This window comes from Chryseobacterium sp. BIGb0232, assembly GCF_024810195.1.
GTDB lineage: Bacteria > Bacteroidota > Bacteroidia > Flavobacteriales > Weeksellaceae > Chryseobacterium > Chryseobacterium pennae.
Genome location: NZ_JANUEH010000001.1, coordinates 1055375 through 1069711, shown reverse-complemented (window position 1 = coordinate 1069711; position 14337 = coordinate 1055375). Strand labels below are relative to the sequence as shown.

Genomic DNA, 14337 nt, shown 5'->3' with positions numbered 1-14337 from the left:
ATATTGTTTTCGGTAATTTAAAATATTAAATATAATCATATATGGTAAATTTTTATAAAATGTCAATAAAGGTGTTAGCTGCTTGTTTCTTTTTTAATTTTGGTGTAGTGGAAGCTCAGTTTACTGTAATGGGACTTGGAAATTATAATGTGGGTGCGGTTTCTGATAAAGGAGTAGTAAGCATGCACACTACTGGCGGTGGAATATTTATGTGGACAGCAAATACGGGGATCGTACAGATAGGTACAGTATCAAACGGATATCCGGCTGCCGGAAAAACAGTTGTTTCTAACGATGGAATGAAGATCGCATCTTCAGTGACCAATACAGCGACAGGTTTTAATGAAATTTCAACCTATGAAGTAAGTTCTGCTACCTGGACGAATAGAGGCGGGCTCGTTCCCACCGGTTGGGATGGTAGTGTAAGTTCTACATGGGGAATGTCTCCGGATGGAAATGCAATTGTAGGACTTGGATGGCTTACTGCAGCAAATGCCCATGCTGTAAAATGGGATGGAACAAACGGGGTGGTAGATCTGGGGAGTATGGTAAGCGGGCGAAGCTCGAGAGCAAATGCAATAAATGCAGACGGATCTGTTGTTGTAGGATGGCAGGATGAACCTACAGGAACCAGAAGTGGTGCAAAATGGATAGATGGGGTGGAAAGCTTCATTACGGATGCCAACGGGAGCAATGTAGGAGAAGCAGGAGCTGTTTCCGTGGACGGGAATACGATTATTGGTTCCGCAAATCCGAATCCTTATGTTTGGAAGGCAGCAACCGGAGTGACGTATATAACGCACCCCAATGCTTCATTTTCTTTTAAAGGAGGGGCAACGGGGGTTTCTGGAGATGGCACAAGGGTTATCGGCTTTTACAGGGCATTTGGAGCGCCACCAATGTCTGGAGAAGGTTTTATCTGGACAGAAGAGAGTGGACGTATTAACCTCAATGACTATGCAACAAGTTTAGGAATTGATACTAATGGTGTGATAATGGGGCTTCCATTGGCCATTTCTCAGGATGGTAAAAAAATAGCAGGAATGGGAATGAATGCCTCTAATCAGATGGTCGCATTTTATCTGGACCTTACAGGATATTTATCTGTGAGAGATGTAGAAAATGATAAAAATAAAAGCTCAATCAGTATTTATCCTAATCCGGTAAATGATATTTTATACTTTAAAGGATCCGGAAAAATTGAAAAGGCAGAAGTTTATAATATGGTAGGACAAATAGTGAAATCATTCCCATCCATAGAGGACCAGATTGATGTATCATCTTTACCGAAAGGAAACTATGTACTTCAGCTTTCAGAGAAAGGAGGTAAGCAACAGAACCATAAATTTATCAAGAAGTAAAAATCAGCAAATTTTAATAATAGTTATACCATGAATAGCTGCTTTCAATATTGGAGGTAGCTATTTTTGTAAATTGATAAATATCAGAAAAAGGAAATGATGAAAGATGATAAAGAGTAATAATACCATCTTTTCCCCCTTTTTAAAGTAGTTTTATGACGACTTTCAGGAATAGTAAAATTAAAAATGACTTTCAGTTTCCTGACTTCAGGTTATATCCAAATAAGTCCGTTCTTGTCTAATACATTTAAAAAACTATCTTTGCAAAAATTTTGGTTTCCAGTATATTGGAATGAAAAGGGAATTGGGTGAAACTCCCAAACTGTCCCCGCAACTGTAGATCGCAATAAAAATTTCTGTACACAGCCACTGTATAAAACGGGAAGGCGCAGAAAGCGAAAGTCAGGAGACCTGCCAGAATAATAATCAAAAAACATATTGCTTTCGGAGGAAAAGTAGAATAATATGGATATAAAAAGATCTCTAATACTGTTTTTGTCATCATATGGCTGCTTTCTTTTCGGACAGGAGAAAGCTGTTGATACAATTTATATCTTCGATAGCCAGATGAACAAGGTGAAACAATTTCATCCTGTGAAAACAATCAATGCTGAAGAGGTTGAAAAAAACTCCAGCAATCTTTCAGAACTCTTAAGATTTCAGTCTTCAATTTATATTAAAGAAAATGCACGTGGTGGATCTGCTTCACCATCTTTTAGAGGAACTACTGCTCAACAGACATCCTTTGTCTGGAACGGAATTAATGTTAATTCCAATTTTCTGGGCCAGGGAGATGTAAACAATCTTTCTCTGTTCGGGTATGATCAGATTGGAATAAAGGCAGGTGGCGGAAGTGTTACTTATGGTTCCGGAGCTATTGGAGGTAGCATTCATCTGGATAATAGCCTTAATTTTAATAAAGGCTTTCATGGAACATTGTTCTCTGAGGCAGGTTCTTTCAATACCTATAATAATTTTGTTAAAAGCTCTTACAGCAATGAGAAATTCAGTTTTAAAGCTTCCGGAAATTATTCTGTTAGTGAGAATGCTTACGAAGTAAACAAAGAACCTAGGAATTATATAAATCTTAACGGGGAGTATTATAATACGAACTTTAATATTGCTGCCGCTTATAAATTAGCTCCTCATCATCAGATTTCATGGATTTCAGAATGGTTTAACGGACAACAACATTTTCCAATTATCTTTGATAAGGAAACGAAAACGAAATATGAGACTCAAAATGTAAGAAGTCTGATTTCCTGGGACTGGAATAAAACAAGCTTTAATAACTCTTTTAAAGTAGCTTATACAGAAGAAAATTTTAAGTATTTTAATGATATAGAAAGACCTAAATTCAGTAGTGGGACCGGAAGGAACTATATTCTGAAGAATGATTTCAATTATTTTCTTACCTCAAAATGGAACTTCAATATCATTGGAGAATACCAGCTGAATAAAGGCGAAGGCTATGGCTCCGGAATAGATCAGGTAAGCCGGAATATGGGGTCTGTTGCCGGTTTGATAAGATATTTTCCTACCACTGATTTACGTATTGAAGCTGGAATAAGACAGGATTTTGTTGGAGTGACTAAGTCTCCTCTTTTATTTTCTTTTTCAGGAAAATGGAATGCTTTACGCTGGTATAATCTTGGATTAAGTGTTTCAAGGAATTTCAGAGCCCCTTCTTTCAATGATCTATATTGGAGACCTGGAGGAAATGAAGATCTAAAACCGGAAACCTCTTACCAGTTTGAATTGAGAAATCAGTTTAAAGTCGGTGATTTCAAACTTTCCGTGGTTCCTTATTATATGGATATCAGAGATATGATAAGATGGCTTCCTAATTCTTCAGGGATTTATAGCCCTGTAAATACTGAGCATGTAAGATCTTACGGAGTGGAAACCCAAGCGGAATTTGCTAAACGTTTTGGTAAGCATTTTCTGAATGTAGGTTTAGGATATAGCTACACAAATTCTCAGGATTTGGAAAAAAAGAAACAGCTGATGTACGTTCCCTTCCATAAATTTACCGGAAATGTTGATTATCAGTATGAATTCATAAAAGTATATGCTCAGGGATTGTTTACCGGGCTTACTTATACAGACTCCAATGAGAAGAAAAGTGAGGCTCTGAAAGAATATTTTATAATGAATGCTGGCGTTGGAGCTACATTTTTAAAAAATTATACACTGGGTTTTAAAATCAATAATATATTCAATCAGACTTATTATACTATGTTTGCTTATCCGTTACCCGGAAGAAATTACAGTGTGAATTTAAATATCAATTTTTAAAAATAAAATTTAATATATATGAATATCAAAAGAATTTTACCTCTTGCATTTGCTTCAATGCTACTTTTTAACGTTTCATGTAGCAGCGATAATGATGCTGAAACAATTGAAACGCAAGTGGATTATACAAACGGAATACTTGTTTCTAATGAAGGTGGTTTTACAAAACCTACTTCTGATGTTACTTTTATTAGTAATAATCTGGGAACAGTTTATAGTAATATTTATGCTAACAATAATAAAGGGGAAGCTTTCGGAAAAGTACTTCAGAGTATAGGTTTCAGTGGAGATAAAGCATATCTTGTTGCCAATATTCCTAACAAAATTGATATTGTAAACCGAAAAACATTTAAAGTACAAACTACAGTAACGGAGAATCTTGACAATCCAAGATATATTGCATTCTCAGGGAATAAATTTTTTGTAACAAATAATAACTTTTCCGGTAAAAAGAAAGTAAATGCTTATAATATTTCAGATAACGCTTATGTTGGGAGCATTGAATTTCCACGTTTAGCTGAAAAGGTAGTAGAAGCAGAAGGTAATATCATAGTGCAGACAGATGGTGTTGGGTATGATGCTGTTTTTAATGAGATTCCAACTGGGTACACTATTACTGTCGTAAATCCTTCTACGATGGTGAATCCTACCACGATTACATTACCTGCAAAAGGAATTATAAAAGACCTTATTGCTTACAAAGGGATTGCTTATGTTTTAGTCTCTGATACAACAGATTCATATATTTACAAAATCAATTCAGCAGCAGGAAACTATACTACCACTACGCTTACCAGCATTCCTAATGTGCAGAAATTGAGAGCTTATAATAATGAATTCTTTTTTATTACCGATACCAGAAAAATATATGAAAAGCCTATTGTTGAGGGAGCTCCAATAATGCCTGTTGCAACAGCTGTAGGGAATGTGTATGGGTTTGATGTTATTGATGGAAAGATATTTGCTGCTGAAACAAACTTTACTGAAGATGGTAAAGTGAATGTTTATGATGCATTAAGTGGTACTTTAGTAAAAACCTTTACTGCAGGTGTTGGAACAAACGGTTTCTATAAAAACTAAAAATTGCGCTTCGGCGTATATAATATAATTTTTTATTTTTTCATCATTTGTGTTTTTTTCCGGGCGGGTTCTAAAGAACCCGCCCGGCTTTGGTATATACTTCATTGAGGCATAAAAAAGCTGGATGATAAAAGGTCATCCAGCTTTACTTTATTATTGAGTGGAAATTTAGCTCATTGTTAATCCCAGCTTTTCAGCTTCAGCAATGACAAATTTTGTAGCTTCTTCCTTTTCATTAGGTATTTCTCCTTCAAGGATAGCTTCTTTTACTTTTTCCTTTAAAATACCAATTTCGCGGCCTGGCTGAAGGTTGAACATTTGCATAATCTCTTCTCCGGTAATAGGAGGTTGGAAGTTTCTTACCTGGTCCTTTTCCTCTACCTCTTTGATCTTAACAGCTACATATTCAAAATTTTTCTTGAACTTTTCCTGCTTTTTAGAGTTTTTAGTCGTGATATCTGCTTTACAAAGTGTAAACAGATCTTCAAGGTTTTCCCCGGCATCAAATAAAAGCCTTCTTAATGCAGAGTCTGAAGTATCATCTGTAATCAGGGCAATAGGTCTGGAAGAAAGTTTTACCATCTTCTGAACGTATTTCATATCACTTCCCAATGGCAATTTTAATCTTTGGAAAAGAGTTTTTACCATCTTGGAACCCAAGAATTCATGTCCATGGAACGTCCATCCTGTACCTTCCACAAATTTTTTAGTAGGGGCCTTTCCTATATCGTGAAGCAGAGCAGCCCAACGCAGCCAAAGGTTATCGGTATTCACAGAAATATTATCTACTACTTCAAGAGTATGATAGAAATTATCTTTGTGAGTTTGTCCTTCAACTTCTTCTACACCTTTAAGCTCGATCAATTCAGGAATAACAAGCTTTAAAAGCCCTGTTTGTTCCATTAATTTTAATCCTACAGAAGGTTTTTCAGATAACATAATCTTGTTAAATTCCACCATAATCCTTTCCATAGAAACAATCTTGATCCTTTCTGCTTCCTGCCTGATGGCTTCTAAAGAATGCTCTTCAATCGTAAAGTTTAAGGTGGAGGCAAATCGCACTGCTCTCATCATTCTCAATGGATCATCAGAATAGGTTTGAGCAGGTTCTAAAGGAGTTCTTAAAATTTCTTTTTCAAGATCTTCAACTCCGCTGAACGGATCAATAAGCTCTCCGAAATTATCTTTGTTCAGAGAAATGGCCATCGCATTGATGGTAAAATCTCTTCTTTTCTGATCATCTTCCAAAGTTCCGCCCTCTACTTCAGGCTTTCGGCTGTTTTCTGTGTAGCTTTCTTTTCTTGCACCTACAAATTCCAGCTCAAGATCTTTATATTTAATCATAGCGGTTCCATAGGTTTTGAATACAGAAACCTTTAATTTAGGATCAATATCCTGAGCTACATTCTGAGCCAGTTCAATACCGCTCTGTTCAGTTACAAAATCTATATCCGTAGATGCCTTTCTCTTCATCAGAAGATCACGGACATATCCACCGACAATATATACCGACTGGTTGTTCTTTTCTGCAGCTTCAGAAATTATTTTAAAAAGTTTTAAATTCTTATTTTGAGTAAGATTAATTTTCATCGTTTATAATAGCGTCAATTTCTACCAATTCCGTTCATTAGTCATAATGAGCGTACATTCTGTTTATTTTTCCTTCTTCATCAAAAAACATCACTTCTACAGCGCGTTTATCCATAATGGATTTATAAAATAATGCTACAGAATTTACTCCTGCAGTGGAATGGATCAGATCAAAATACAGATCAGGAAATTTATTCAATGCCTTTCTCCAATATTCACGAACGGCGTCTTTTCCTTTCAAAGAACTTTCTCTTCCTCCGGTAGCCATGGCAATCATGGGAGTGGTAATCTCAATATCATCGGAATAGTGGGAGAGGATATCCTCCAAATCATGAGAGTTCCAGACATTTATCCATGTTTGAGCGAATTCCTGATGATTCATAGCATGTATTTTACAAGTTGGATTTTGCAAAGATAGAATTAAAAAAAAGAAATCCTGCTGATATGAACAGACAAGACTCTAAAAATTAAATCTATTACCCTGAATTTTAAAGTAAGGAAGTTGGAAGATAGGGGCTGGGAGTTCACATTAGAATTCAGTAACTTCCTGATTCCATCCTCTGGTGTTCTTTTTATTCTCTAAGAACTTTGATCCTGTTATCGCTCCAGATTTTGATCACTGAAGATCCTGAATATTTTGAAACCTTATCTCTGTCTTCTTCCACAGCATAATCCACAAGTTCAATAATTTCTGAAGAAATATCCGAAAACTTCAACGGGCTTTTATCACCACTGAAATTAGCAGATGTAGAAACCAGTGGCTTGTTCAGTTTAGTGATTAGTTTTTTACAAAAGTCATTTTTTACCAATCTGATTCCGATACTGCCATCTTCTGCTAATAATTCTTTAGGCAAACCTCTTGGGTTTTCGTAAACAATAGTTACCGGTTTTTCACTTAAATCAATAATTTCCCATGCCATTTCGGGAACATCTACCAGATCCTGAAGTCTCTTTTCAGATTCTACCAGAATAATCATAGATTTATTTTTCTCGCGTTTTTTGATATCAAAAATTTTGTTGACAGCTTCTATATTGGTCGCATCACAACCAATTCCCCAAATGGTATCAGTAGGGTAAAGAATCGTTCCGCCAGATTTTAATATTTCAATAATAGGTTCCATATTTTTTATGTATTCAAAACAATGGATAAAGGTAGAGAATCTGTGAATTTTGAACAAAAAAATGAGGATAAAAAGGACAGTGTATTGAAGGTTCTTAATTTTGGATAAAATGAATGGAGGGGCTATAAAGATCAAACTAATAGATCAGGAGATCTATCCATGAAATAGAGAACTGAAATAACCTTTATTTTTAGCTTTCGTTTCAATCTTTTTCTGTTGGAGAATTTTTTTAAGATCCATTCTCATCAAATGCTGAGATAATAATACTGGAAAATTAGATTTAGAACCTTCTTTGATTAAAGTATAAAGGATAGAATGGTCTTTGACAAAGATAATTGTTGTTTGCTCATAAATTCCTGGACTGTATAAGTCTATTGGTTCGTTAAGATATATTAGATTATTGGCAGGTCTGGATATTCTGTAGCGCTTTTGAGCATATCTGATAATTCTATCTTCTGCTTCATTTTTTGAAATATTAAATTTAATTTCCTTTAAATGTTTTTCGGTGAACTTACAATATAGTAGATATAAACTAGAGAAAAATAAGCAAACTAGAATAGTATATTCCAGACTATTATTAAGTGATAGTATGGTTTTTCTAAATCCCCATATAGAAATTCCTGATAACATTAAAAAAAGAACATATAATATCAAATTATCAAATTTATTCAACCACTCTTCTTCAAAGATTAACTTTTTAGATTGAATGCTTTTTGTAATGTCTAGTTTTTTTAATGATCTCATGTTGAAAATAGATGAGTTTGGAACCAGATTGTAGTTTTAAATTCTAATAAATTTAATAATTATTATTAAATAGAATAGTAATAATTAAAAATAAAAGTGGGATAATACAAATAATCTGGTTTTATTAAGTTTCGGCTAACGCCAATGGATGGTTTATGAATTTGGAAGACGGCTAAAGTCCGTCCTTATTGATGTTTTATGTATGTGAAAATTGTAAATGTGTTATTTATTCTTTATCAACAATAAATAATACATTCAATTGGCTTTAGCCAAAACTTACTATTTCATTACATCCATCCTATTTTTGGCAAATATCTTTCCTCAATAATATTCAGGTGATGATAATTATGTCCAATAATCAATTTTCCTATGGTTTCCACTGAAATTTCATTGCCATTGGCAATACCTGTGTACTGTAAAGCAGCAGGATTCATGGTTTCCAATAGAATCTGAGAAGATTTTCTTACCAGTTTGTATTCTTCCAGTAAAGATTCCAGAGATCTTTCACTGGCGAAAGATTGTTCGGCGTATTCATTTTCATCAAATCCGGGAAGGTTGTTTTTATCACCTCTTGCAAAAGCTAATATTCTGTATTGAAAAACTCTTTCAGTATCTGATAAGTGAAGAAGCAATCCTTTTAAAGTCCATTTACCTTCAGCGTAGGCAAACTTTGCCTGCTCTTCGGTAAGATTGGAATAAATTCCCACAGTTTTTTCTTCTGTTTTTTTTAATTCGGCTAGCCAGTCACCTTGAGGAATCAGGTCTAAATATCTTTGGATGTATTTTTGAAAATCGGTCATGGTTTTTGAGAATTATAAGTTAGGTTTAAAATTCGGTTTTTCGGATGTAAATGAATTGATTAATAGTGTTCTATTATTCATTACTTATTTTCCATTTCTTATGAATTGCTCCATTCATAGAAATTCACAGAGTCATAGAGCTCAAAACCACAGGAAGGATATAGCTGATTACCCACATCATTGCTTTTTCCTGTTTCAAGCAGGATACCGCAGGCATTTGAAGCTTTACATAGTTCTTTTGATTTTTCGATAAGTTCTTTTGAATACCCTTTTCCTCTATGGTTAGCATTGATATACAAATCATTCAGAAGCCAATAGCGCTGCATTCTTGTGGATGAAAATATTGGATATAACTGAACAAAGCCTGTAAGTAATCCATTTTCTTCTGCAACAAAAATTTCAGAATCTTTGTTTTGAAGTCTTTCCTGAAGAAAATCTTTAGCAGCAGGGATATCAGATGCCTTATGATAGAATATTCTGTATTGATCGAACAGCTCAGCCAACTGAGATAAATCTGCAATGACTGCTTTTCTCGTATTTTTCATAGATATGTGATGGTGATAATAAAAATGAGAAAGATATTAAATCCTTCTCATTTTTTATTGTGATATTTTAAGAAAAAGCTTTTTCCAGATCTGCGATAAGATCCTCAGCATCTTCAATTCCAACACTTAAACGGACAAGATCATCAGTGATTCCCAGTTCCGCACGTTTTTCTGCAGGGATAGAAGCGTGGGTCATTAAAGCAGGGTGATTCGCTAAAGATTCTACACCTCCTAAAGATTCTGCAAGTGTGAATACTCTTACCTTTTCAAGGAATTTGATAGCGTCTTCTTTTTTTCCGGATTTGAAAGTGAATGAAACCATTCCTCCTGATTCTTTCATCTGAGATTTTGCAAGCTCATATTGAGGGTGAGATTCTAATCCCGGATAGATTACTTTATCAACTGCTGGGTGAGTTTCAAGATATTTAGCTACGGCAAGACCATTGTCAGAGTGTCTCTGCATTCTTAATGCCAACGTTTTGATCCCTCTTAATACAAGATAAGAATCGTGAGGCCCTAAAATACCACCACTGGCAAATTGGATAAAGTGAAGTTTTTCACCTAATTCAGCATCCTTAGCAATAAGAGCACCTGCAATGACATCAGAGTGTCCTCCTAAATATTTGGTTGCAGAGTGCATTACGATATCTGCTCCCAGATCAATGGGTCTTTGAATATAAGGGGTTGCAAAAGTATTGTCTACCGCCACTAAGATATCTTTTCCTTTGGCAATTTCCACGACAGCCTTGATATCTACCAATTTCATCAATGGATTTGTTGGAGTTTCTACCCAGATTAGTTTAGTTTTATCAGTGATTACATCAGCAATTTTAGAAACATCATCAAAATTCACAAAAGTGAACTTCAGCTGATATTTTTCAAAAAGTCTGGTGAACATTCTGTAAGTACCACCATAAAGGTCATCTACAGCAATCACTTCATCACCAGGATTTAATAATTTCAAAACACAGTCGATAGCAGCAAGACCGGAACCGAAAGCCAGACCTCTGGCTCCGTTTTCAATGCTCGCTAGAGAATCTTCCAACGCCTGTCTTGTAGGATTGGCAGCTCTTGAATATTCATAACCGGAGTGTACTCCAGGGCTTTTCTGTGCAAACGTAGAGGTTAAAAATACAGGAACGTTTACAGATCCTGTTGCAGACTCATGATGCTGCCCTCCGTGAATTACTTTGGTATTAAAATTCATAATTTATTGTAAATTTTTACTTTAAGAAATAAGATTTTACTAATCTATTCTGAATTGTAAAAGTACTAAAATAAAGTTGATTTAATAAAATGAGGATAATTGAAATGATCAATTATCCTCGTATGTATTATCGTTATTTGTAATTACTTTTTTAAGACTTTAAATGTCTTTTTATTATTGTTATTAATAACGTTTACCATATAAGTTCCAGAAATCAGCTCTGATACATTGATCGTTTCATCAGCTTTAATATGTTTTTCCATAACCTGTTGTCCCTGCATATTAAATACAGTTACATCAGCGTTTCCTTTAAGGTTAGAAAAATTAAGAATGTCCTGTACAGGGTTAGGGTAAACTTCAAGACTGTTTTTCTTCATTTCTGTTTCATTTACACTTAGAGAAGAAGGGGTAACCGTGAAATTGGTGACATCAAAATTTAAATTGTTCGGAGTACTCCAGATTCCTACTCCAAAATATACGGTTTGGTTGGCTGGTAAGTTATTGGCAGTAACCCGTAAAGTTGCATTGGTAGATGGAGAATAAGCTCCAGTCTGGCAACCGGAAAGCTCTGTGCCATTACATTCTGTGAATGCCATAAGACCCATGTAAGGTTGGTGTGTTAAGATCTCAAATGAAACAGATTCACCAGCAACGGGTCCTGTAGTATAAGAGAAAACATAGTCGTCACCAGCAGTAGTAAAGACCTGATGATGGCTTTGGGTAGAAGTAGGTTGAGATGTACTGTATCCTCCACTACAAGTTGGGGCCAGCGTAACCCATGCCTCCGGACTGCCGGCACCGGTACCCGGGGTTGTGATTCCAGAAGCTGTATAACCATTGGTAATAGGAACAGAGCCAGAACATGAAAACTGAGCAAATGCTACCGAAGAAATGGAAACAAATAATGAAACCATAAAAAAAGAAAGTTTTTTCATAAGGGTATATTAAAAATAAAATTATTCAAATATATAATTTTATTAATATTTTATTATGAAAAAACTTTCTTATGTGAATATTATTTATGTATTAAATAATTTTGATTTACATTTTTATAGCTGATTTTACAGCAAATTCTTCCGCTACTTCTTCCATCCATTGTGCAACATCTTCCTCTCCGGTTGCTCTTTGGTAAGTGCTTCCTAAAGAGACTAAAATCTGATGAATAAACATCTTCATCTGGTCTACAGGCATTTCCTTTGTCCAAAGATCGATTCTTAAAGCCTCCTTTGTTTTATCATCCCATACAGAGATCATAGTTGCCTTTGTTTCCTCTTTTTCAACTCCTCCATCCTGTGCATTCCAAGTAATGTTTTCCGGAACGTGGTTTTCATCAAGCTCTACATCTATTGTAATCTGAGTTTTTCTCATATCAATCTAAAATTTTTTGCAAAGTTAATACTTCTTAAGCTTATCCAAAATTTCTATGAAATTATCTTCATCTGGAAACGGACTGTTTAGGTTGAAAATTTTACCTACAGGATCAATAATAATAAATCTAGGGATTGACTGTATCTTATATCTATTCATAAATTCATTGGCATCAGATAACCAGAATTGCGGAATTTTTGATGGTTTTGTTTTTAAATAGTTCTGCCATTTGGATTGACTTTCATCCAGACTGATGGAAATAAACTGAATGTTATCATAATAACGGTACTGATGGCTTCTGGTATCAAATACGGGACGGATCTGCTTACATGGCCCACACCAGGTTGCCCATAGATCAATGATTACATATTTCCCTCTGTATTCTGACAGAAGATGAGCCTTTCCCTGAGCGTCAAGGAATTTTAAATCCGGAAACAGAGCTCCTTTTTGAGATATGTTGAGCTGTTCAAGTTTGAAAGCTGCTAATTTTTTATAATCGGTATTATTCAGCAATTTAAATTCTCTTGCAAAAAGCTGATTTCGGGATGTACTGTCAGATTCCAGTTCCATGCTTTTTACAAGATGTTTAGTTAATAAACGGTCTTTATTAATATTGTTGGGTAGGGCATTGAGTTTCACAAAAAGAATACTGTCCGGATTGGATAATCTTTCTTTATCTGTAAGCATCTGATCCAGTTTATACTGAAGGTAGTCATCATTTTTGTTCAACAGAGCGGTTGGGTTGGTAACTCTGGAATTCAATTCATCTAAAAATGCTTTTGGAGCTGCGAATTTTGAGTCGTCCCATGATGTCATTTTTCTGTAATTGCTGATTTCATTTAAATATTGGATCGCCAATAGTTGTTTTCTATAGGCTAAATATTCATCGGATAATGCATTGTTTTCCGTATCCGTGTAATGACTGAGCTTGTCAATATTTTTTTTCCAGTCAGCCTGGGCCAGTTCATAAAATTTTTTCGGATCATCATTATGTTTTTGTTGTTTAATAGCGTAGGAGAACTCATATCCAAATCCGTCTTCTTTATTTTTATATTCCTGCTCTGCGGATCGGTTGGAAGTAAGGAAATAATCAATATTGGAAGCATTGCAGTGGATCTCAATCTTAAAATGATCACCGCTTCCCATCATGAAATCAATTTTTTTAGTTCCAAATTCAAGGCTGTATTGGTTAAATGGAATCTGTTGTTTGGTTTCCCATAAAAAAGTACCGTTTTTGATGGCTGCACTCCCTATTTTTTTATGAAAATCTTTGGAGAAAATCTTCACCGAATCTATTTTCAGATCTGTTTCTATTGTTCCCTGAATTACTACTTCGGAACCTTTGCTTACATAGGGTTTAGGCTTTTGCAAAATAAAAAATATCCCGGCAGTTATGATGATGAAGGCCGATGAAAAAGCGATTTGTTTTTTATTATTTAAAAAAGCAGTTTTAAAACCTTTTCCTCTATACCAGAAATACCCGATAATAAGAAATACAATGGCCCAGAATAAGCTTAAATATTCGCTGTAGGTAATAAAATGATTCAGACTTTTTATATTGGGTGTTTTGCATAAGATATACAGGGAATTGTAAGGGCAGTAAGGAAGCGTAATTCTCTGAACCAAAGAAAATGTGTTAACTATGAGTCCGAGGATTCCTATAAGAAAAGCCCAGATAAAACCTGGAAAAACTACAGATACGCACAATTGAAGAGCTGCAATTCCCATTACGGCAACACATAATCTTAAAAATGTTTTTAAAACCCATATTATATCAAAAGTGAGCAGTTTTACCTCATGAGGGTTTATATAGTAATCGAGAAAGGAAAACAGAATAGTAAACCCCAGATAAGAAATAATACAAATAAAGGTTAAAATCAGTACAATCAGATATTTTGAAAAATAAAGCTGGAATTTACTGATTGGCTGTGTTTCCATAAGCTGCCAGCCATTATTTTTGTGGTCAACCTGTGCAACTCTGTTAGCAGCAATCACAATATAAAGCAGTAGCAGAAACATACAAAATGCTTTAAAATTTCCGGTAATAGCCTCTTCGAAAACAGAATAAGGTAAATCCTCAGAGGTGAGGAAACGTGGATCATAAACTTGGAACAAAAAACCTGTAAAAGGAATTAAAAGTCCCATGATCAATGCCAGGTAAACTAATCCTAATCCTTTTATTTTAAGCCATTCGGTATGAACTAATGTTATTAATTTTTTCAT

At 34.9% G+C, this 14337-nt stretch carries 13 protein-coding genes and 1 riboswitch; of the genes, 3 read left to right on the top strand and 10 right to left on the bottom strand.

Features of this window, described 5'->3' with window-relative positions:
- Nucleotides 1–59: 59 nt before the first annotated feature.
- The 3 genes from M2372_RS04570 (at nt 60) to M2372_RS04560 (ending at nt 4739) form a co-directional block, all read left to right on the top strand.
- Nucleotides 60–1361, top strand: coding sequence for a T9SS type A sorting domain-containing protein (locus M2372_RS04570; protein ID WP_228455629.1), 1302 nt, complete (start codon nt 60–62; stop codon nt 1359–1361).
- Nucleotides 1362–1617: 256 nt separating this feature from the next.
- Nucleotides 1618–1795, top strand: a riboswitch (cobalamin riboswitch).
- Nucleotides 1796–1826: 31 nt separating this feature from the next.
- Nucleotides 1827–3659, top strand: a complete 1833-nt coding sequence (locus M2372_RS04565; protein WP_123318178.1) for a TonB-dependent siderophore receptor — start codon at nt 1827–1829, stop codon at nt 3657–3659.
- Between the two features lie 18 nt (nt 3660–3677).
- Nucleotides 3678–4739: a hypothetical protein gene (locus tag M2372_RS04560; protein WP_123318179.1), complete on the top strand. Its 1062-nt coding sequence runs from the start codon at nt 3678–3680 to the stop codon at nt 4737–4739.
- Nucleotides 4740–4907: 168 nt separating this feature from the next.
- Here the strand turns inward: M2372_RS04560 and M2372_RS04555 are convergent, their stop codons facing one another.
- From M2372_RS04555 to M2372_RS04510, 10 genes are all read right to left on the bottom strand, one after another.
- Complete coding sequence (locus M2372_RS04555) at nt 4908–6329, bottom strand: CCA tRNA nucleotidyltransferase (RefSeq protein ID WP_123318180.1); 1422 nt, start codon at nt 6327–6329, stop codon at nt 4908–4910.
- A gap of 37 nt (nt 6330–6366) precedes the next feature.
- A complete protein-coding gene (locus M2372_RS04550) occupies nt 6367–6711 on the bottom strand; it encodes a nuclear transport factor 2 family protein (protein ID WP_123318181.1) in 345 nt (114 codons plus the stop codon).
- Nucleotides 6712–6901: 190 nt separating this feature from the next.
- The gene (locus M2372_RS04545; RefSeq protein ID WP_115969425.1) at nt 6902–7450 is read right to left on the bottom strand and encodes an L-threonylcarbamoyladenylate synthase; all 549 of its coding nucleotides are present in this window, start codon (nt 7448–7450) and stop codon (nt 6902–6904) included.
- A gap of 153 nt (nt 7451–7603) precedes the next feature.
- Nucleotides 7604–8194: a hypothetical protein gene (locus M2372_RS04540; RefSeq protein ID WP_123318182.1), complete on the bottom strand. Its 591-nt coding sequence runs from the start codon at nt 8192–8194 to the stop codon at nt 7604–7606.
- 287 nt (nt 8195–8481) lie between these two features.
- Nucleotides 8482–8994 (bottom strand): DinB family protein, encoded by a 513-nt coding sequence (locus tag M2372_RS04535; RefSeq protein WP_123318183.1) that lies wholly within the window; start codon nt 8992–8994, stop codon nt 8482–8484.
- Between the two features lie 98 nt (nt 8995–9092).
- The gene (locus M2372_RS04530; protein ID WP_123318184.1) at nt 9093–9539 is read right to left on the bottom strand and encodes a GNAT family N-acetyltransferase; all 447 of its coding nucleotides are present in this window, start codon (nt 9537–9539) and stop codon (nt 9093–9095) included.
- Nucleotides 9540–9606: 67 nt separating this feature from the next.
- Nucleotides 9607–10746, bottom strand: a complete 1140-nt coding sequence (locus tag M2372_RS04525; protein ID WP_047492187.1) for a cystathionine gamma-synthase — start codon at nt 10744–10746, stop codon at nt 9607–9609.
- Nucleotides 10747–10889: 143 nt separating this feature from the next.
- On the bottom strand, nt 10890–11681 hold the full coding sequence (locus M2372_RS04520; RefSeq protein WP_123318185.1) for a T9SS type A sorting domain-containing protein: 792 nt from the start codon (nt 11679–11681) through the stop codon (nt 10890–10892).
- 106 nt (nt 11682–11787) lie between these two features.
- A complete protein-coding gene (gene gldC / locus M2372_RS04515; RefSeq protein WP_123318186.1) occupies nt 11788–12114 on the bottom strand; it encodes a gliding motility protein GldC in 327 nt (108 codons plus the stop codon).
- 24 nt (nt 12115–12138) lie between these two features.
- Complete coding sequence (locus tag M2372_RS04510) at nt 12139–14337, bottom strand: thioredoxin-like domain-containing protein (RefSeq protein ID WP_123318187.1); 2199 nt, start codon at nt 14335–14337, stop codon at nt 12139–12141.

Coding starts and splice junctions, on each gene's coding strand:
- M2372_RS04570 (WP_228455629.1), top strand. CDS start 60: ATGTCAATAAAGGTGTTAGCTGCTTGTTTCTTTTTTAATTTTGGTGTA.
- M2372_RS04565 (WP_123318178.1), top strand. CDS start 1,827: ATGGATATAAAAAGATCTCTAATACTGTTTTTGTCATCATATGGCTGC.
- M2372_RS04560 (WP_123318179.1), top strand. CDS start 3,678: ATGAATATCAAAAGAATTTTACCTCTTGCATTTGCTTCAATGCTACTT.
- M2372_RS04555 (WP_123318180.1), bottom strand. CDS start 6,329: ATGAAAATTAATCTTACTCAAAATAAGAATTTAAAACTTTTTAAAATA.
- M2372_RS04550 (WP_123318181.1), bottom strand. CDS start 6,711: ATGAATCATCAGGAATTCGCTCAAACATGGATAAATGTCTGGAACTCT.
- M2372_RS04545 (WP_115969425.1), bottom strand. CDS start 7,450: ATGGAACCTATTATTGAAATATTAAAATCTGGCGGAACGATTCTTTAC.
- M2372_RS04540 (WP_123318182.1), bottom strand. CDS start 8,194: ATGAGATCATTAAAAAAACTAGACATTACAAAAAGCATTCAATCTAAA.
- M2372_RS04535 (WP_123318183.1), bottom strand. CDS start 8,994: ATGACCGATTTTCAAAAATACATCCAAAGATATTTAGACCTGATTCCT.
- M2372_RS04530 (WP_123318184.1), bottom strand. CDS start 9,539: ATGAAAAATACGAGAAAAGCAGTCATTGCAGATTTATCTCAGTTGGCT.
- M2372_RS04525 (WP_047492187.1), bottom strand. CDS start 10,746: ATGAATTTTAATACCAAAGTAATTCACGGAGGGCAGCATCATGAGTCT.
- M2372_RS04520 (WP_123318185.1), bottom strand. CDS start 11,681: ATGAAAAAACTTTCTTTTTTTATGGTTTCATTATTTGTTTCCATTTCT.
- gldC (WP_123318186.1), bottom strand. CDS start 12,114: ATGAGAAAAACTCAGATTACAATAGATGTAGAGCTTGATGAAAACCAC.
- M2372_RS04510 (WP_123318187.1), bottom strand. CDS start 14,337: ATGAAAAAATTAATAACATTAGTTCATACCGAATGGCTTAAAATAAAA.